16 protein-coding genes and 1 pseudogene are annotated in these 16,987 nt (G+C 53.8%); 5 read left to right on the top strand and 12 right to left on the bottom strand.

Going from position 1 to position 16,987, the window contains the following annotated elements; translation table 11 throughout:
• The first annotated feature begins 17 nt into the window (after positions 1–17).
• A pseudogene (gene pdeR, locus C3F35_RS21875) lies at positions 18–2,008 on the top strand (cyclic di-GMP phosphodiesterase).
• On the opposite strand, the gene C3F35_RS21870 reads toward pdeR, so the two are convergent.
• Positions 2,005–2,874, bottom strand: a complete 870-nt coding sequence (locus tag C3F35_RS21870) for a crotonase/enoyl-CoA hydratase family protein (protein ID WP_032611157.1) — start codon at positions 2,872–2,874, stop codon at positions 2,005–2,007. The pseudogene pdeR and the gene C3F35_RS21870 sit on opposite strands and share 4 nt — an antisense overlap.
• Before the next feature lie 192 nt (positions 2,875–3,066).
• Here C3F35_RS21870 and yciZ point away from each other — a divergent pair, with 192 nt between their 5' ends.
• From yciZ to osmB, 3 genes are all read left to right on the top strand, one after another.
• The gene (gene yciZ, locus C3F35_RS21865) at positions 3,067–3,249 is read left to right on the top strand and encodes a protein YciZ/DeoL (protein ID WP_032611159.1); all 183 of its coding nucleotides are present in this window, start codon (positions 3,067–3,069) and stop codon (positions 3,247–3,249) included.
• Positions 3,250–3,317: 68 nt separating this feature from the next.
• Complete coding sequence (yciT, locus tag C3F35_RS21860; RefSeq protein WP_032611161.1) at positions 3,318–4,073, top strand: DNA-binding transcriptional regulator YciT; 756 nt, start codon at positions 3,318–3,320, stop codon at positions 4,071–4,073.
• A 261-nt stretch (positions 4,074–4,334) separates the two neighbouring features.
• Positions 4,335–4,553: an osmotically-inducible lipoprotein OsmB gene (osmB, locus tag C3F35_RS21855; RefSeq protein WP_032611163.1), complete on the top strand. Its 219-nt coding sequence runs from the start codon at positions 4,335–4,337 to the stop codon at positions 4,551–4,553.
• A 113-nt stretch (positions 4,554–4,666) separates the two neighbouring features.
• Here the strand turns inward: osmB and yciH are convergent, their stop codons facing one another.
• The 5 genes from yciH to pgpB all read right to left on the bottom strand — a co-directional run bounded on the left by yciH (position 4,667) and on the right by pgpB (position 8,313).
• Positions 4,667–4,993, bottom strand: a complete 327-nt coding sequence (gene yciH / locus C3F35_RS21850) for a stress response translation initiation inhibitor YciH (RefSeq protein ID WP_032611165.1) — start codon at positions 4,991–4,993, stop codon at positions 4,667–4,669.
• Positions 4,993–5,730, bottom strand: a complete 738-nt coding sequence (gene pyrF, locus C3F35_RS21845) for an orotidine-5'-phosphate decarboxylase (RefSeq protein WP_103793314.1) — start codon at positions 5,728–5,730, stop codon at positions 4,993–4,995. The genes yciH and pyrF overlap by 1 nt, the downstream gene beginning before the upstream one ends.
• 182 nt (positions 5,731–5,912) lie before the next feature.
• Complete coding sequence (gene lapB / locus C3F35_RS21840) at positions 5,913–7,082, bottom strand: lipopolysaccharide assembly protein LapB (RefSeq protein ID WP_032611170.1); 1,170 nt, start codon at positions 7,080–7,082, stop codon at positions 5,913–5,915.
• Positions 7,083–7,088: 6 nt separating this feature from the next.
• On the bottom strand, positions 7,089–7,397 hold the full coding sequence (locus C3F35_RS21835; RefSeq protein ID WP_032611172.1) for a LapA family protein: 309 nt from the start codon (positions 7,395–7,397) through the stop codon (positions 7,089–7,091).
• 151 nt (positions 7,398–7,548) lie between these two features.
• Positions 7,549–8,313 (bottom strand): phosphatidylglycerophosphatase B, encoded by a 765-nt coding sequence (gene pgpB / locus C3F35_RS21830; protein ID WP_032611176.1) that lies wholly within the window; start codon positions 8,311–8,313, stop codon positions 7,549–7,551.
• 197 nt (positions 8,314–8,510) lie between these two features.
• Here pgpB and ribA point away from each other — a divergent pair, with 197 nt between their 5' ends.
• Positions 8,511–9,101, top strand: coding sequence for a GTP cyclohydrolase II (gene ribA, locus C3F35_RS21825; protein ID WP_032611178.1), 591 nt, complete (start codon positions 8,511–8,513; stop codon positions 9,099–9,101).
• Between the two features lie 47 nt (positions 9,102–9,148).
• On the opposite strand, the gene acnA is transcribed toward ribA, so the two are convergent.
• The 6 genes from acnA to topA form a co-directional block, all read right to left on the bottom strand.
• Positions 9,149–11,824: an aconitate hydratase AcnA gene (acnA, locus tag C3F35_RS21820; protein ID WP_103793313.1), complete on the bottom strand. Its 2,676-nt coding sequence runs from the start codon at positions 11,822–11,824 to the stop codon at positions 9,149–9,151.
• 167 nt (positions 11,825–11,991) lie between these two features.
• Complete coding sequence (gene ymiC, locus C3F35_RS27110; RefSeq protein WP_032611183.1) at positions 11,992–12,090, bottom strand: small membrane protein YmiC; 99 nt, start codon at positions 12,088–12,090, stop codon at positions 11,992–11,994.
• A 129-nt stretch (positions 12,091–12,219) separates the two neighbouring features.
• A complete protein-coding gene (locus tag C3F35_RS27260) occupies positions 12,220–12,354 on the bottom strand; it encodes a hypothetical protein (RefSeq protein WP_072250830.1) in 135 nt (44 codons plus the stop codon).
• 38 nt (positions 12,355–12,392) lie between these two features.
• Positions 12,393–12,533: a YmiA family putative membrane protein gene (locus tag C3F35_RS21815; RefSeq protein ID WP_213019257.1), complete on the bottom strand. Its 141-nt coding sequence runs from the start codon at positions 12,531–12,533 to the stop codon at positions 12,393–12,395.
• Between the two features lie 335 nt (positions 12,534–12,868).
• Complete coding sequence (cysB, locus tag C3F35_RS21810) at positions 12,869–13,843, bottom strand: HTH-type transcriptional regulator CysB (RefSeq protein WP_032611190.1); 975 nt, start codon at positions 13,841–13,843, stop codon at positions 12,869–12,871.
• 187 nt (positions 13,844–14,030) lie between these two features.
• The gene (gene topA, locus C3F35_RS21805) at positions 14,031–16,625 is read right to left on the bottom strand and encodes a type I DNA topoisomerase (RefSeq protein WP_059307714.1); all 2,595 of its coding nucleotides are present in this window, start codon (positions 16,623–16,625) and stop codon (positions 14,031–14,033) included.
• Between the last annotated feature and the right edge of the window lie 362 nt (positions 16,626–16,987).

Here is a 16,987-nt window from a genome sequence, read left to right as displayed (position 1 = left end):
TGCGCCTGGGAGAGAGCATGATTGACGATGTGGAGCAAAATTTGCTGTTTCGTTACATGGGCACCCACAGTCCCTGGTGGCGGTTAACGGCAGACAGCAATGCGCTTCATCTTGCGGCCAGTGAAAGCGCAGATACGACGCAAGTAGTCGCCCTGACCGACGAACAGGCAAATCATATTCGCCAGATGACGGTGATTACCTCCAGCATTACCATGACGCTCTCCCTGTACGGCTCCGAAGTACCTGTGCATCTGGTGGGCCGCAAGATTACTAAAAAAGAGTGGGCCGGCACCGCCTCTGCCTGGCACGACACCCCTTCTGTTGCCCGCGACCTGGCGCAAGGTTTATCTTTTGCTGAACAGGTGGTTTCCGAAGCCAATTCAGTCATTGTCATCCTTGACCGGCACGGCAATATTCAGCGCTTTAATCGTCTGAGCGAAGAGTATACCGGGATGAAAGAGCATGAAGTTATCGGCCAGAACGTCTTCAAATTGTTCATGAGCCGTAGCGAAGCCGCCGCATCCCGCCGTAATATCAGCGGTTTTTTTCGTGACGGTAGCTCCTATGAAGTGGAACGCTGGATCAAAACGCGCAAAGGGCAGCGCCTGTTCTTGTTTCGCAATAAATTTGTGCACAGTGGCAGCGGCAAAAATGAAATTTTCCTTATCTGTTCCGGGACGGATATTACTGAAGAGCGCCGCGCCCAGGAGCGACTCCGGGTGCTCGCCAATACCGATACCATCACCGGCCTGCCAAACCGCAATGCCATACACGATCTGATCAGTGCTGCGATCGACACGCGTGGCGAGGGCCAGGTGGGTGTGGTCTACCTTGACCTCGATAATTTCAAAAAAGTTAATGACGCCTACGGACATATGTTTGGCGATCAGCTTTTACAGGCCGTGGCGCTGGCGATCCTCAGCTGTCTGGAAGAGGGCCAGCTTCTGGCTCGTCTGGGCGGCGATGAGTTCATCGTGCTGGCGACGAATACCTCGCAGGGCGCGCTGGAGGCTATGGCCTCGCGGATCCTGACACGCCTGCGCCAGCCCTTCCGCATTGGTTTAATCGAAGTCTATACCGGCTGTTCGCTGGGTATTTCTCTCGCCCCGCAGCACGGGACCGATCGTGAAAGCGTGATCCGCAATGCCGATACCGCCATGTACACCGCCAAAGAGAACGGGCGCGGTACGTTCTGCGTCTTTTCGCCAGAAATGAATCAGCGTGTTTTTGAATACCTGTGGCTGGACACCAACCTGCGCAAGGCGCTGGATAACGACCAGTTGGTGATCCACTATCAGCCAAAAATCACCTGGCGCGGCGAGGTCAAGACCCTTGAAGCGCTGGTTCGCTGGCAGTCGCCGGAGCGCGGGCTTATCCCGCCGCTCGAATTTATCTCCTATGCCGAAGAGTCCGGGCTTATCGTGCCGCTGGGCCGCTGGGTCATGCTTGATGTGGTGCGCCAGGTCGCTAAATGGCGCGATAAAGGTATTAACCTGCGGGTCGCCGTTAACGTCTCGGCCCGCCGCTGGCCGATCAGACCATCTTCAGCGATTTGAAACAGGCCCTGAAGGACCTTAATTTTGAGTACTGCCCGATTGATGTGGAGCTGACGGAAAGCTGCCTGATTGAGAACGAAGAGCTGGCGCTATCGGTAATTCAGCAGTTCAGCAAGCTGGGGGCGCAGATCCATCTCGATGATTTTGGCACCGGTTACTCCTCGCTGTCGCAACTGGCCCGCTTCCCCATCGATGCCATAAAGCTCGATCAGGCGTTTGTACGTGATATTCATAAGCAGTCGGTTTCGCAGTCGCTGGTGCGCGCGATTGTTGCCGTCGCCCAGGCGCTGAATTTGCAGGTCATAGCGGAAGGGGTAGAGAGTGCTAAAGAAGACGCCTTTCTGACGAAGAATGGCGTCAACGAACGACAGGGTTTTCTTTTTGCTAAGCCCATGCCCGTTGTCGCATTCGAGCGATGGTTTAAACGTTATCAGTCACGCAATGCGCGTTAGCTGGCTTTACGCAGGCCTGATGCGGTGTGGCGGTCCTGGAGCTGAACCAGCCGCTGCATATAGGCCACGTCTTTCGGCTGCAGGCAGAATGCAGCCTCTACCCAGTCTTCCGTGATGTCCATTAACTCACTGCGTGGCAACTGCATGACCCGCTGACGGGCGCGCAGCATGGCTCTGACACCGTTCATTTTAGGCTGTAACGTGTCGATAAAGGTACGTGTCGCCACATAGCCCTGACCGGGTTCGAACAGAACATCCACCAGCCCCTGCTGCTCATACCATTCCGCCGTGTGTGACTCCCCTTTGTAGATCAGCTCCTCGGCCAGTTTCATGCCGGAACGGCGCGCCACCAGCGAGTAGCCTCCCATGCCTGGGAAAAGATTAAAGGCGATCTCCGGGAAGCCTAAGCGCGCGTCCCGCTGCGCCAGTAAAAAGTGGTGCGCCAGCGCGGCTTCGAATCCACCGCCAAGCGCACTGCCTTCTACCATCGACAGGGTGATCGCCCCGGTATCGAAGCCTCGCGACGCAGCATGAACACAGTCCACACAGGCGCGGGCATACGCCCGTAGCGCTTCGCGACGGCCATTCTCAATGCAGTCAACAAAGAAGCGTAAATCACCGCCGGTATTGTACATATCCGGCACCAGCGATCCGGTCACCCAAAAATCAACGTCAAACCCGGACTGCCTGACCAGCCAGGACAGGTTCATGATCTCCTCAATCAAAGCATGATTGAAGCAAGGGCGTGGCTGTGCTCGCAGCATCATCCACACAGTACGTCTTTCCTCTTCGTAGTAACCTGCGAGCTGGGTGAATCGTGCAGAATCAGTAAACAGTTTACAGGTAGCCTGATTGATAATTGTCATAGTCTAATTCCTCATAGAAAAAAGCGCCTTGCGCGCAGAATTAGACTAATCCACTACCTAACTCCCCTGTATAAAGAAGTATCAAAATATCACTACCATTAATGGACTTTCGTTTGCACATTTTTTCCCTTCTCTTTTGCCTTCAATTTCTGCATCATTGAATTTATTCACTTTTCATTTAGGGATGAGGTTATGTCTGATATCGATGCACTGAAAGTTGCCCAACGTATTGATACTGTACTGGATATTCTGGTTGCAGGTGATGTGAACTCTGCTCTGCGTAATCTCGAAATATTAAAATCAGAATTACTGGCTCAGGCGGGTGCGCAGAAAGATACCGATGAAGTCCCGCCTCAATCGCCGTGGGAAGTTTAAAGACCTCAGCAGCTCACGTAGTTATGTCAGTTTTCAACTAACGGCTGCGCCGTTTTAATTTGGATACTATGAATTCCCGACAACAAATAATATTACAGATGGTGATCGACACAGGACGTGTAAGCGTCGTTGATCTGGCTAAAAGCACTGGCGTGTCTGAAGTCACTATCCGCCAGGACCTCAATCTTCTGGAAAAAATGAGTTATCTGCGCCGCGCGCATGGCTATGCCGTGCCGCTGGACAGCGAAGATGTCGAAACGCGCATGATGAACAACTACGCCCTGAAACGTGAGTTGGCGGAGTTTGCCGCTTCCCTGGTGAATAACGGCGAAACGGTGTTTATCGAGAACGGCAGCTGTAACGCTCTGCTCGCACGTACCCTGGCCGAGCAGAAAGAGGAAGTCACCATCGTGACGGTGAGCAGCTACATTGCTCATCTTCTGAAAGAGACGCGCAGTGAAGTCATTTTGTTGGGCGGCATTTATCAGAAAAAAAGCGAAAGCATGGTGGGTCCGCTTACGCGCCAGTATGTTCAACAGGTTCATTTCAGCAAGGCCTTTATCGGCATTGATGGCTGGCAGCCGGAGACCGGCTTTACCGGGCGTGACATGATGCGCTCGGATGTGGTGAACGCGGTGCTTGAGAAAGGTGGCGAAACGATTGTGCTGACCGACAGCACCAAGTTCGGCGCAGTGCATCCCTACACTATGGGGCCTGCCTCCCGCTTTAGCCGGGTAATTACCGACGAGGGCATTAAAGCGGTCCACAGTGAGAAATTGCAGCATGACGGACTGATCGTCGACATCGTTAAAAAACCTGCCTGATCTCCCTCCCTGCGCCCGGTTCGTCGGGCGTGTTACTGCCCTTTCGCTCTGAGATTATTCTGAACCATCCTTTAAGACTATTTACCTGTTGGATCAGTGATAAAGACGTAAAATTAATGTTAGCGATATAACAGGAAGTAACTATCACCTGCGTGATTTCGTAACGCCTGCGCGAACAGTTTCATGGAAAACGGGCTAAATAGTTTTACACTTATTTAGGCAGAATCATTTCCATGGATCACTATTTCAGGAGAATGAGTTATGTCAATTAACAGCAAAAAATTATCCGCTGCTATGCTGGCTGTCACGCTGGCGTTATCACTGAGCGCATGCTCTGGCATGAGCAAACAAAGTCGTAACACAGCGATTGGTGCTGGTGCTGGCGCAATCGGTGGTTCTGTCTTAACTGATGGTAGCGCCCTGGGTACCTTAGGTGGTGCCGCGGTGGGTGGGATTATCGGTCACGAGGTAAGTAAGTAAAGTAATACCGATTGCCATCGCAGTCAATTATAAGACATTGTTATTTATAGTCTTATAAAAATATAAGAATATTAAGCCACGGCTCCGGCCGTGGCTTATTTTATTGTTTAGCGTCAGCCGCCCGCTAATTTCACTTTCATTCCTTTCGCTTCCAGCAGGGATTTAATGAGATCCCGCTTATCGCCCTGGATTTCAATTACGCCATCCTTAACTGACCCGCCGCAGCCGCACTTTTTTTTCAGCTCTGCGGCAATCGATGCGAGGGTAGCATCATCGGCATCAATGCCGGTCACCAGGCATACGCCCTTCCCTTTACGCCCGCTGGTCTGGCGTTGAATGCGTACAATGCCGTCGCCTTTCGGGCGCTCAGCAACCGCTTTTGGTTCATCAATGCGCCCGGCATCGGTCGAATAGACCAGGCGACTGTTGGTATCGCGCATTACGCCCCCTTGTGAAGTGATGCGTTGATGGCTTTCAGGGTTTGCGCCGGATCCGCAGACTGGGTCACCGGACGACCAATAACCATATAGTCCACGCCCGCCGCCAGCGCCTGCTCCGGGGTCATAATGCGGCGCTGATCGCCGGCATCGCTACCCTGAGGACGAATACCTGGCGTGACCAGCTTAAAGTCCTGACCGATAGCGTTTTTAAAGCGCACCGCTTCCTGGGCAGAGCAAACCACGCCATCAAGTCCGCAGTTGTAGGTCAGGCGTGCCAGACGCTCAGCATGCTCGGCGGGTGACAGTGTCACCCCCAGATCCAGCAGGTCGCTGGCTTCCATGCTGGTCAGCACGGTGACAGCAATCAGTAATGGCGCGTCTTTACCAAACGGCAGCAAGGCTTCACGGGCTGCAGTCATCATTCTTGCCCCACCGGAGGCATGAACGTTCACCATCCACACTCCCAGCTCGGCTGCCGCCGCGACCGCATGGGCCGTCGTGTTAGGAATATCGTGGAATTTCAGATCCAGAAAGACATCAAAGCCGCGCTGCTGCATATCACGCACGATTTGCGGACCAAACAGCGTGAACATCTCTTTGCCGATTTTCAGGCGGCAGTCGCGTGGATCAATACGATCAACGAACGCAAGCGCGTTATCGCGATTGTTATAATCCAGGGCGACAACAACAGGAGATTCAGTAACTACGCGGGAAGAAGAGGGAGCTACAGACGTCATGACCGGACCTTCTCGTCGATGGGCGCCGCATCGGCGCGGGAATGTTAAACGGCGTGCATTCTACCTGTGCATCGCTGAAATTAACAGGTTCCATTTCCATTCCTGCCAGGCCACAGCGCGCACCGGCCAGAACGAAAAACACCTATAAGTATGTTGTAACTAAAATAGCTTTTTTTTAAAAATTACTGCCCATCCAGGCCGCGAATCGGCTTAATGGTGGACCAGGCGCGGCACGACGGGCAGTGCCAGTAGAGCGTATAGGCGGTGAAACCACACTTCTGGCAGCGATAGCGCGGCTTACTGCGGATCTGTTCGCCAACCATGTCGCGCAGCACCATCAGGCTCTCTTTAGCGCGCCCCTCCTCCGCATCGTTCAGGTGATAATCCATCAGCTTATGGAAGACGCGCATGGTGGGATGGCGCTGAAGCTGCCGTGTAATATAGACCTGCGCCGTGTCAGTGCCTTCGTGATCCTGGACGACATCCGCCAGCATTAGCTCCGCATAAGCGCCGGTATTCTCTTCCACGCAGCGGCGCAGGAAGGCTACCCACTCTTCAACCATACCCAGTTGCTGATAGCAGGTTTGCAGCATCTCGAGGGTTTCGCTGACCAGCTCTTTATCCTGATCGATCACCCGCAGCAGACTCTCTACCGCCTTCTGATAATCGCCTTTTGCCATGTAAACGCGGCCCATCATGATGGAGACGCGCGCGCTGCTGCGATCGGCGGCTGCGCCCTTCCTGAGGAGCGCCATGGCTTTATCCATGTCTTCATTGCCCATCTGCTGCAGAGCCAGCTCGCAATAGAAATGGGCGATTTCAACACGCTGTTTGTCTTTACCCAGCTTCACCAGGCGTTCCGCAACATCGATCGCTTTCTGCCATTCGCTGGTAGCCTGATAAATCTGGAGAAGCTGTTGCAGGGCGCTGATACGGAAATCGGTTTCGTCCACCAGCTGGTTGAACATCTCTTCGGCGCGATCGTACAACCCTGCCGCCATGTAGTCGCGACCAAGTTGCTGTACAGCCAGCAGACGCTGCTCATAGGTTAAAGAGGCGCTTTCCATTAAGGTCTGGTGGATGCGGATGGCGCGGTCAACTTCGCCGCGGGAGCGGAACAGATTACCGAGAGTAAGATGGGCCTCAACGGTCCCGGTATCCTCTTTCAACATCTCGAGGAACAGGTCTACCGCTTTATCCTGTTGGTTGCTCAGAAGGAAGTTAACCCCGGCGACATAATCGCGTGAAAGGCGGTTAGCTTCATCCTGTTTTGTTTGTTGCGCACTTCTGCGGCCCATATACCAGCCATAGGCTGCGGCTACAGGCAAAAGCAGAAATAACAACTCCAGCATCTTCGATTATTCCTTCGCTACCGGCACACCTGAACTTACCGGAACGTCGGTCGGGGGCGCAATTTGGTATTCAAGACGTTTAATTTTACGTTCGGCACGCGCCAGCGATACTCGCACTTTTAGCCAGAACAGGCCGCAAATAAGCCAGCCGATTGCAAACCCTGCCGCAAAAAGTACCGCAAGCAGGCTGGAAATCCGATATTCGCCTTGCGCCAGCAGATAATTAAACGTTACCTGTTGATCGTTTTGCGCACCCAATGTGACGGAAATGACAAAAATCGCCAGCACCAGTAAGAAAATGAGTAAATATTTCACATTACTTCCCGTTATGTGGTTTGAGCGAATAAAGAGTGTTCAACATAGCGTAGCCAGCCTTATAAACTACCATTTTCAGGACGGGCGCGAAACGGAAAAAGCATCGCGCCACGGTTAGATGTGCGACTAAATATGAGAATTTCAACCGCTGTCAGCTTTCCTGGTCTCTGTCGGCTATTTCCCGCTTCTCTTCTACCGGCGGCGTGAGTGGGCCGCAGACGCGCTGAGCAAGCCAGGTGGCGCAGGTGATGAGTAGCCATGACATCAGAGTGGCTACCACCAGGTCCCGCGGCCAGTGCATGCCGAGCAGCAGGCGGCTCCCCATGACTCCCGTCGCCCACACCAGCAGAAACGCGATGGTTAATGTGCGCCGACGCGGCCACAGCAGCCCTACCCCCAACAATGCCCAGCTTGCGGCAAACATCGTGTGCCCGGACGGAAAGGCAAAGCCAGTCTCTTTTTGCCAGTGCTTACGTAAGAATGTCGGGACAGCCTGCTGTTCAGTAAGCTGTTCTTTCACCAGCTCACCGCGTTCTTTACGCTTTAAATTGTAGAAGTCGTCGACCGGCACATGGTGAGTTTTTTCCAGCCAGACGACAAATGGACGCGGCTCCTGCACCCGATCTTTCACCCAGGATTTGAGTCCTTGGCCGACCAGAATCACGCCAGCGAGAATGGCAAAGAGCATGATGGCGGGCCGCAGGCGGAAACGCAGGCACCATAAAAACCAACCGCACAAGAGCGCATGCGTAATAATGCCCCAGGGTTGGGTGACCGTTTCCGTGATCCAGAACAATGCCTTCAGCCAGGCGCTATTTGTGCCAGGCTCCCACTGCCAGCCTGATATCCATACAGCCACAGGCATAATGAGTAATATCCCTGCGCCAACCGCCGTACGGCGGGCAATAGAAAGCATGTCATCTCCTTTTTTCGGTAAGCCCCACAATCATAACCGAAAAATTACGGCTGCGTAAAAATGTCGGATTGTGCGTTTAACGTTCGTTAAGCTGGCGGTGATTAGGTGAACCCGCGCAGCTTGTGGCAAAATAAGTCAATACCGACAGCCAAACAGGCAACAGACACAAGGCGTGTCAGCATTTTCTGGAGAATCACATGCAGCTTAAACGTGTGGCAGAAGCCAATCTGCCAACCCCATGGGGCGATTTCCTGATGGTGGGTTTTGAAGAACTGGCAACCGGGCAGGATCACGTTGCGTTAGTGTACGGAGATACCTCCGGGCAGACGCCGGTACTTGCTCGTGTTCATTCCGAGTGTTTGACGGGTGATGCCCTGTTTAGCCTGCGCTGCGATTGTGGTTTTCAACTGGAAGCCGCCCTGTCGCATATCGCGGAAGAAGGCCGCGGCATCCTGCTGTATCACCGCCAGGAAGGTCGTAATATCGGCCTGCTGAATAAGATCCGCGCCTATGCCCTGCAGGATCAAGGGTACGACACCGTAGAAGCCAACCACCAGTTAGGTTTTGCAGCCGACGAGCGTGATTTCACCCTGTGCGCCGATATGTTCAAGCTGCTGGGCGTGGATGAAGTGCGTCTGCTGACTAATAATCCGCGTAAAGTCGAGATCCTCACCGAAGCCGGGATCAACATCGTGGAACGTGTGCCGCTGATCGTGGGCCGTAACCCGAACAACGAACATTATCTGGATACCAAAGCGGCGAAGCTCGGGCACCTGCTTAGCGAGTAACAATAACAGCCCGGCAACACCCTGTGTGCCGGGCTGATTAACGCGCTTTACTTCAGCATATTACGAATCACATAGTGCAAAATGCCGTCGTTCTGGTAGTAGGTTAGCTCTGTCGCGGTATCAATTCGGCAGCGACAGTCCAGCATCTCCGTCTGCCCATCTGCCCGGGTCAGTTTGACCGGCACGGTGGCGCCTGGCGTCAGATTTTGCAGATCCGCGATATCGATCCGCTCTTCCCCCGTCAGCCCCAGTGTTTTACGCGATGTCCCTTGCGGGAACTCCAGCGGTAAAATCCCCATCCCGATAAGGTTTGAACGGTGGATACGTTCAAAGGACTCGGCGATCACCACGCGTACGCCCAGCAGTCGAGGCCCTTTTGCTGCCCAGTCGCGACTGGAGCCGGAACCGTACTCTTTCCCGGCAATTACCGCCAGCGGCGTGCCTTCCTGCTGATACTTCATGGCGGCATCGTAAATCGAGATCACTTCGCTGCCCGGCAGATGGCGGGTCATCCCCCCTTCTACGCCAGGGACCATTTCGTTGCGGATACGAATATTGGCGAAGGTGCCGCGCATCATCACCTCATGGTTACCGCGACGAGATCCGTAGGAGTTGAAGTCACGTCTCTCAACGCCACGACTCTGCAGATACCGTCCTGCCGGGCTATCCGCTTTAATGCTCCCCGCCGGGGAGATATGGTCGGTCGTCACCGAATCGCCAAGGATGGCCAGCACGCGAGCGCCGTGAATATCTTCCAGCGGCTTAGGTTCCGCCAGCATTTCGTCGAAGAAAGGCGACAGACGGATGTAGGTAGAATCATCCTGCCAGCTGTAGGTATCCGAGCGCGCCACTTCAATGGTTTTCCACTCTGGCGTGCCCTCAAACACCTCGGCATACTCTTTGCGGAACATATCGGTAGAGACTTTTTCCACCGCCAGGGCAATCTCCTGCGCCGAGGGCCAGATATCTTTCAGATAAACCGGATCCCCTTTGCGATCGTGTCCCAGTGGGTCGGTCGCCAGGTTGATGTTCATATTGCCAGCCAGGGCGTAGGCCACCACCAGCGGTGGTGACGCCAGCCAGTTGGTTTTGATCAGCGGATGAATACGACCTTCGAAGTTTCGGTTGCCGGACAGGACTGCCCCTACAGTCAGATCGCCCTGCTTGATGGCCGTTTCGATTGGCTCCGGCAGCGGCCCCGAGTTACCAATACAGGTGGTACACCCATAACCCACCAGGTTAAAGCCAAGCTCATCCAGATACGGCGTTAACCGGGCCTGGGCCAGATAATCGGACACTACTTTAGAGCCAGGGGCCAGCGAGGCTTTTACCCACGGCTGGCGTTTCAGCCCAAGGGTAACGGCTTTTTTCGCCAGCAGTCCGGCCGCCATCAACACGCTGGGGTTCGAGGTGTTGGTGCAGGAGGTAATGGCCGCGATCGCCACCGCACCATCCGGGAGCTGGTACTGATGGCCGTTCATTACGTAATCAATGGGGCGGCTATCCTTTTGCGCGGTATTGACCTCAAGCTCTGTGCTGGCGGCAAACGCCTTCGGCACATCGGCCAGCGCCACGCGATCCTGCGGCCGTTTCGGCCCGGCGAGACTGGCTTCCACTTCGCCCATATCCAGCGCCAGGGTGCTGGTGAACACAGGTTCATCACCCGTGTTACGCCACATCCCTTGCGCTTTGGCATAGGCTTCAACCAGCGCAACCTGCTCGCTGCTGCGCCCGGAGAGGCGCATATACTCCAGCGTCACACCGTCGATTGGGAAGAAGCCACAGGTCGCGCCGTATTCTGGCGCCATGTTAGCAATGGTGGCCCGGTCTGCCAGCGGCAAGGTGTCCAGCCCGTCACCATAGAATTCAACGAATTTGCCCACTACCCCGTGCTTACGCAGCATCTGGGTAACAGTGAGCACCAGATCGGTGGCGGTAATGCCTTCACGCAGTTTACCGGTCAGCTTAAAGCCGACTACGTCAGGGATCAGCATGGAAACCGGCTGACCGAGCATGGCGGCCTCGGCTTCGATACCCCCTACCCCCCAGCCCAGTACGCCAAGGCCGTTGATCATGGTGGTGTGCGAGTCGGTGCCGACCAGCGTATCCGGGTAGGCCACCCACTCTTTATCCTGCAGTTCGCTCCACACCGCTTTGCCAAGGTATTCGAGATTGACCTGGTGGCAGATACCGGTGCCGGGCGGGACAACGCTAAAGCGGCTGAAGGCCTGCTGGCCCCACTTCAGAAACACGTAACGCTCGTGGTTACGCTCCATCTCCAGGCGCACGTTCTCTTCAAACGCTTCATCATCGCCAAAGTGGTCCACGGTGACCGAGTGGTCGATGACAAGGTCCACAGGAGAAAGCGGGTTCACTTTGGCAGTATCGCCGCCAAGACGTTTAACCGCTTCACGCATCGCGGCCAGATCGACCACTGCCGGAACGCCAGTAAAGTCCTGCATCAGGACCCTGGCCGGACGATAGGCTATCTCCCGGTCGGCATGGGCATTTTGCAGCCACCCGGCGAGCGCGTGAATATCCTCCGCGGTGACAGAGACGTCATCCTGCCAGCGCAGGAGGTTTTCCAGTAATACTTTAAGCGACTTGGGTAAACGTGCGATGTCCCCGAGTTCCCTGGCGGCCAGCGGCAGGCTGTAGTAGTGATAAGTTTTGTTCTCGGCCTGCAATGTGTCCTTACTGGCTTCGCGTAAGGTTAACGACATAAGCTCCTCCTTAATTACCGGGATTGCGATGCCCTGACCTTTATCAGGGCCGTAATTAAAGATAACACATCGTCACCGTAACGATTTGATAACAACCCAAATGGACAAATTTGCAGACTTATGGAAGGGGGAAAAACAAAAAGCCCCGCTTAAGCGAGGCTTTTATTTCAGTGTAGGGTGAGCCAGATCAGCTGGCACCAGAAGAGAATCGACAGGGAAAACGCGGCGATCCACGACCAGTATTTGGCTCCAGATATATTGTTCATGATTGTGACACCTGTCTTTATTTATTTGTTTACGGCTGAGTCTGGCTCAGTTCGGTATTGCTAATGTGTATTTATTTAAGAGTACAAAAGCGCACTGGATTATTAACGCGCTATGCCTGAGCGGCAGAATTATTGTTTTTTGGTATCGTCTTCTGCGAACGAATCAATGAAAGCTTGCTGTTGCGGCGACAGCGTCCAGGAAGCCGGAATGTGATCTGTCACGGCTTTACGGACTTTGCGGCGAGTGTCACGTTGCTGACACATAGGTTTCACTGCTTCACTACGCCCCTGTACCGTCATCTTTAACCCCAATATTTCCAGACCAGTAATGCCACCACGACCCAAAACAGGGTGGAACCGAGAAACACCGCCAGCCAGGCTTTACGCTTAAGTCCTGGGTCCCGTTGCGGCTCGTGACGTCCTGACGGCATTGCTAACCTCATACAATCGATATCACTTATCATTTAGATACCAAACAATTGGTATAAGTAATCATGGTTGAGATAAATCCTAAAGAAACTTTAGTTGAAAATCCAGCGAATTTACGAACTCTGTACCGTGAAATATCTAATCTTTTGAGCGGAAATATATAAATGAAACGAGGTGTTTGCGTAGCGGCTATTTATTTTCTATTTTTGTTGTCTTTTTGTAAGCGGGTCGGGCAAAAGGCGTCATAACGCTCTGGCTAATCTGATGATCAAACAGCGGAAAGCGGGCTTTAATACAGATGAGGGCGGGAATAACGGTATCTTTCCCGCAGGAAAGATACCGGAGGGGATTATTTTTCTGGCAGCTTAATATCTTTAAACATCGCTTCGATGTCTTCATTAGAACGCAGGGCAACTGCCGTATCCACGACATCACGGGTTAAATGCGGCGCGAATCGCTGAATGAAATCATACATATAGCTACGCAGGAAGGTGCTACGGCGGAAGCCGATTTTCGTGGTGCTATGGCCGAACACCCCCTGGGTATCCAGACGTACTAAATCGGGATCGGCAACCGGATCTACCGCCATGCTGGCAATGACCCCTACCCCCAGCCCCAGTCGCACATAGGTTTTAATCACGTCGGCATCGGTGGCGGTGAAGACGATCCGCGGCGTCAGGCCTGCGCGATTAAAGGCCGTGTCCAGTTCAGAGCGGCCAGTAAAGCCAAAGGTGTAGGTCACCAGCGGATACTGGGCAAGCTCTTCAATAGAAACCGATGTTTTAGCCGCCAGAGGATGTTCCGGGGTCACCACAATCGAGCGGTTCCAGTGATAGCAAGGCAGCATGACCAGATCGTCATAAAGATGCAGCGCCTCGGTGGCGATTGCAAAATCCGCATTGCCTTTGGATACTGCCTCAGCAATCTGCGTCGGTGAGCCCTGATGCATATGCAACGAAACGCGAGGATAACGCTCAATAAAGCCTTTGATCACGCCAGGCAGTGCGTAGCGCGCCTGCGTGTGGGTGGTGGCGATATACAGGGAACCTTTATCAGGCCAGGTGTGCTCGCCTGCCACCGATTTGATGGCATCGACCTTCGACAGCACTTCGCGAGCGATACGGATAATCTCTTGCCCCGCAGGGGTAACCTGAGTGAGGTGTTTGCCGCTACGGGCGAAAATCTGGATCCCCAGCTCATCTTCAAGCATACGCACCTGCTTACTGATGCCGGGTTGCGAGGTATAAAGACCTTCTGCAGTGGAAGAGACGTTAAGGTTGTGGTTGACCACCTCAACGATATAGCGAAGCTGCTGTAGTTTCATGCCGGACCATCCGATTGAGCGCACACGGGCAATCGCTTAAGACGATTTGATAATAAGAAAAGGATTAACTATAACCACTATATCATTTATATCTTTGCTGTATAGCCCGTAACAAAAAATAATAAACAGGCAATAAAAAAGGGCCGGATGTCCGGCCCTTTTACAGGTAAGTTACGGTAATTAAGGATTATTTCTTACCTTCAACCCATTTTCCGTCAACATAAAATGCTGACCAGCCGGTCGCTTTACCGTCTTTTTCAGCAGCAACGTACTGCTGCTTGGTTTTACGGCTAAAACGCACGACCGTCTTATTGCCTTCAGGATCCTGCTGCGGCGCATCGGCGAGATAGCGCAGCTTTTCGGCCAGGCGATCGCGGAAGCGGTACAGTTCTTCCACCAGCGGCGCACGGGTCTCACGTGATTTCGGGAAGGTGTTAGCTGCCAGGAAGACACCCGCCGCGCCGTCACGCAGGACGAAATAGGCATCGGACTTCTCGCAAGGCAGCTCCGGCAATGGAACCGGATCTTCCTTCGGCGGTGCCACTTCACCGTTACGCAGGATCTTACGTGTGTTTTTACACTCGTCGTTGGTGCAGGCCATGTATTTACCAAAACGCCCCATCTTCAGGTGCATTTCAGAGCCACATTTTTCACACTCCACGATCGGACCGTCATAGCCCTTAATGCGGAATTCGCCCTCTTCAATCTCGTAGCCGTCACAGGTCGGGTTGTTACCGCAGACGTGCAACTTACGTTTCGGATCGATCAGGTAGCTGTCCATCGCGGTGCCGCACTTGTTACAGCGGCGCTTGGCACGTAATGCGTTTGTTTCCGCGTCGTCGCCTTCCAGCACGTTCAGGACTTCGTTTTCCGGCACCAGGTTGATGGTGGTTTTGCAGCGCTCTTTCGGTGATAAGGCATAGCCTGAGCAGCCGAGGAACACGCCAGTGGTCGCAGTACGGATCCCCATCTTGCGGCCGCAGGTCGGACAGTCGATGCTGGTCAGCACCATCTGGTTCGGCTGCATACCACCCTCTTCAGGGTCTTTCTCTGCTTTTTCCAGCTGGTCGGTGAAGTCGCCGAAGAAACTATCGAGCACCTTCTTCCACTCGGCTTCGTGGTTAGCCACCTGGTCAAGGCTGTTTTCCATCTGCGCGGTAAAATCGTAGTTCATCAGATCGCGGAAGTTAGCTTCCAGACGATCGGTGACAATTTCACCCATTTTCTCGGCATAGAAACGACGGTTTTCCGTACGCACATAGCCGCGATCCTGAATGGTCGAAATGATCGACGCATAGGTAGACGGGCGACCGATACCGCGTTTTTCCAGCTCTTTCACCAACGAAGCTTCGCTGAAGCGTGCCGGTGGCTTGGTGAAGTGCTGAGCCGGGGTCAACTCAATCAGGGAGAGTTCATCCCCTGCGTTGACCGCTGGCAGCGTTTTATCTTCATCGCCCTTACGCAGCGCAGGCATCACCTTCGTCCAGCCATCGAAACGCAGAATACGACCACGCGCTTTCAGGCGGAAATCGCCCGCACCGACGGTGAGCGTGGTGGAGTCGTACTGCGCTGGCGTCATCTGACAGGCGACAAACTGGCGCCAGATCAGCTGATACAGCTTCTGCGCATCGGCTTCCATATCTTTCAGGGATTCGGCCAGCACAGCAACATCGGAAGGACGAATCGCTTCGTGCGCTTCCTGCGAGTTCTCTTTGCTGTTGTACTGGTTGGCGCTCTCCGGCAGATATTTTTTGCCGAAGTTATCGCCAATGTAACCACGCACCATGTTGACGGCGTCCTGGCTCAGGTTGGTAGAGTCAGTACGCATATAAGTAATGTGACCAGCTTCATACAGACGCTGAGCCATCATCATGGTTTTCTTCACGCCGTAACCCAGACGGGTACTTGCCGCCTGTTGCAGCGTGGAGGTAATAAAAGGCGCGCCCGGCTTGCTGCTGGTCGGTTTGTCTTCACGATCCAGGACCTGATAGCGGGCTTTCTCCAGCAGCGCCACCGCGGCCATTGTCTGTTCGCGGTTTTCAGGGCGGAACGGCTTATCGTTCTGGTGCGACACTTCCAACGGCAAGGTATCGCCGCCCGGCGTGGTCACGCTGGCGTCAATTTCCCAGAACTCTTCCGGCACAAACGCTTTGATTTCGCGTTCACGTTCGACCACCAGACGTACGGCAACGGACTGTACGCGGCCTGCTGACAGACCACGGGCAATCTTTTTCCACAGCAGTGGAGAGACCATGTAACCCACGACGCGGTCCATAAAGCGGCGCGCCTGCTGGGCGTTAACGCGGTCGATATTCAGCTCGCCCGGCTTTTCAAATGCCTGACGGATCGCGTTTTTAGTAATTTCGTTGAACACCACGCGGCTGTAGCGGGTGTCATCTCCCCCGATCACTTCCCGCAGGTGCCATGCAATGGCCTCCCCTTCGCGGTCAAGGTCGGTTGCGAGATAGATGTGGTCGGCTTTTTCCGCCAGCTGTTTCAGCTCGGAGACGACTTTCTCTTTACCCGGCAGCACTTCGTACTGTGCCTGCCAGTTATCCCATGGGTTAACTCCCATACGATTAACGAGCGCGCTACGTTCATCCTTTTTAGGCTTTTTGGCCCCTTTGGTGGAGGTAGAGTCGGCGCTCTTCTTGGCTGAGCCACTGGTCGGCAGATCGCGGATATGACCGACGCTGGACTTAACCACGTAGTCACTACCCAGATACTTATTGATCGTTTTGGCTTTTGCCGGGGACTCAACGATAACGAGAGCTTTACCCATATTCACCTTTACCTAATTTGTTTCTTCCAGGAATACGTCGCGTGAGTTCACCTTCCACTGGCGACGAGTCATCTATATAACGACGCCATCAGTGGTTATCAACCCCTTTTCGGGCAAGTCGCTAAAAACGACCTCAGCCAGGTAGTTGAGTTTACGGGCTTTTTCTCGCTCCGGTGTGACTGCACGACGAGATTTAGGTCGAATGTCAAGCAAATCTATTGCCAGAATGACGAAAGCGCACACTCTACCTGATAAAATCCGTTACGCAACTTTATTAGCATGCAAAAGCAAATCACGCCAGCGCTGTCCGTCTTGCCCTGCATGCCGAAAAATGGGGAAAATTTGCTCCTGAGACCGCGGCG

Origin of the sequence: Leclercia sp. LSNIH3 (genome assembly GCF_002935105.1) — a bacterium.
Taxonomy (GTDB): domain Bacteria; phylum Pseudomonadota; class Gammaproteobacteria; order Enterobacterales; family Enterobacteriaceae; genus Enterobacter; species Enterobacter adecarboxylatus.
The sequence above is the reverse complement of the archived record's forward strand: the minus strand, read 5'-3'. Positions and strand labels throughout refer to the sequence as shown.

What these genes read in the sequence shown, in the direction of transcription:
- C3F35_RS21870 (WP_032611157.1), bottom strand. Translation starts at nt 2,874, where the DNA reads ATGACAATTATCAATCAGGCTACCTGTAAACTGTTTACTGATTCTGCA.
- yciZ (WP_032611159.1), top strand. Translation starts at nt 3,067, where the DNA reads ATGTCTGATATCGATGCACTGAAAGTTGCCCAACGTATTGATACTGTA.
- yciT (WP_032611161.1), top strand. Translation starts at nt 3,318, where the DNA reads ATGAATTCCCGACAACAAATAATATTACAGATGGTGATCGACACAGGA.
- osmB (WP_032611163.1), top strand. Translation starts at nt 4,335, where the DNA reads ATGTCAATTAACAGCAAAAAATTATCCGCTGCTATGCTGGCTGTCACG.
- yciH (WP_032611165.1), bottom strand. Translation starts at nt 4,993, where the DNA reads ATGCGCGATACCAACAGTCGCCTGGTCTATTCGACCGATGCCGGGCGC.
- pyrF (WP_103793314.1), bottom strand. Translation starts at nt 5,730, where the DNA reads ATGACGTCTGTAGCTCCCTCTTCTTCCCGCGTAGTTACTGAATCTCCT.
- lapB (WP_032611170.1), bottom strand. Translation starts at nt 7,082, where the DNA reads ATGCTGGAGTTGTTATTTCTGCTTTTGCCTGTAGCCGCAGCCTATGGC.
- pgpB (WP_032611176.1), bottom strand. Translation starts at nt 8,313, where the DNA reads ATGCTTTCTATTGCCCGCCGTACGGCGGTTGGCGCAGGGATATTACTC.
- ribA (WP_032611178.1), top strand. Translation starts at nt 8,511, where the DNA reads ATGCAGCTTAAACGTGTGGCAGAAGCCAATCTGCCAACCCCATGGGGC.
- acnA (WP_103793313.1), bottom strand. Translation starts at nt 11,824, where the DNA reads ATGTCGTTAACCTTACGCGAAGCCAGTAAGGACACATTGCAGGCCGAG.
- ymiC (WP_032611183.1), bottom strand. Translation starts at nt 12,090, where the DNA reads ATGAACAATATATCTGGAGCCAAATACTGGTCGTGGATCGCCGCGTTT.
- C3F35_RS27260 (WP_072250830.1), bottom strand. Translation starts at nt 12,354, where the DNA reads ATGTGTCAGCAACGTGACACTCGCCGCAAAGTCCGTAAAGCCGTGACA.
- C3F35_RS21815 (WP_213019257.1), bottom strand. Translation starts at nt 12,533, where the DNA reads ATGAGGTTAGCAATGCCGTCAGGACGTCACGAGCCGCAACGGGACCCA.
- cysB (WP_032611190.1), bottom strand. Translation starts at nt 13,843, where the DNA reads ATGAAACTACAGCAGCTTCGCTATATCGTTGAGGTGGTCAACCACAAC.
- topA (WP_059307714.1), bottom strand. Translation starts at nt 16,625, where the DNA reads ATGGGTAAAGCTCTCGTTATCGTTGAGTCCCCGGCAAAAGCCAAAACG.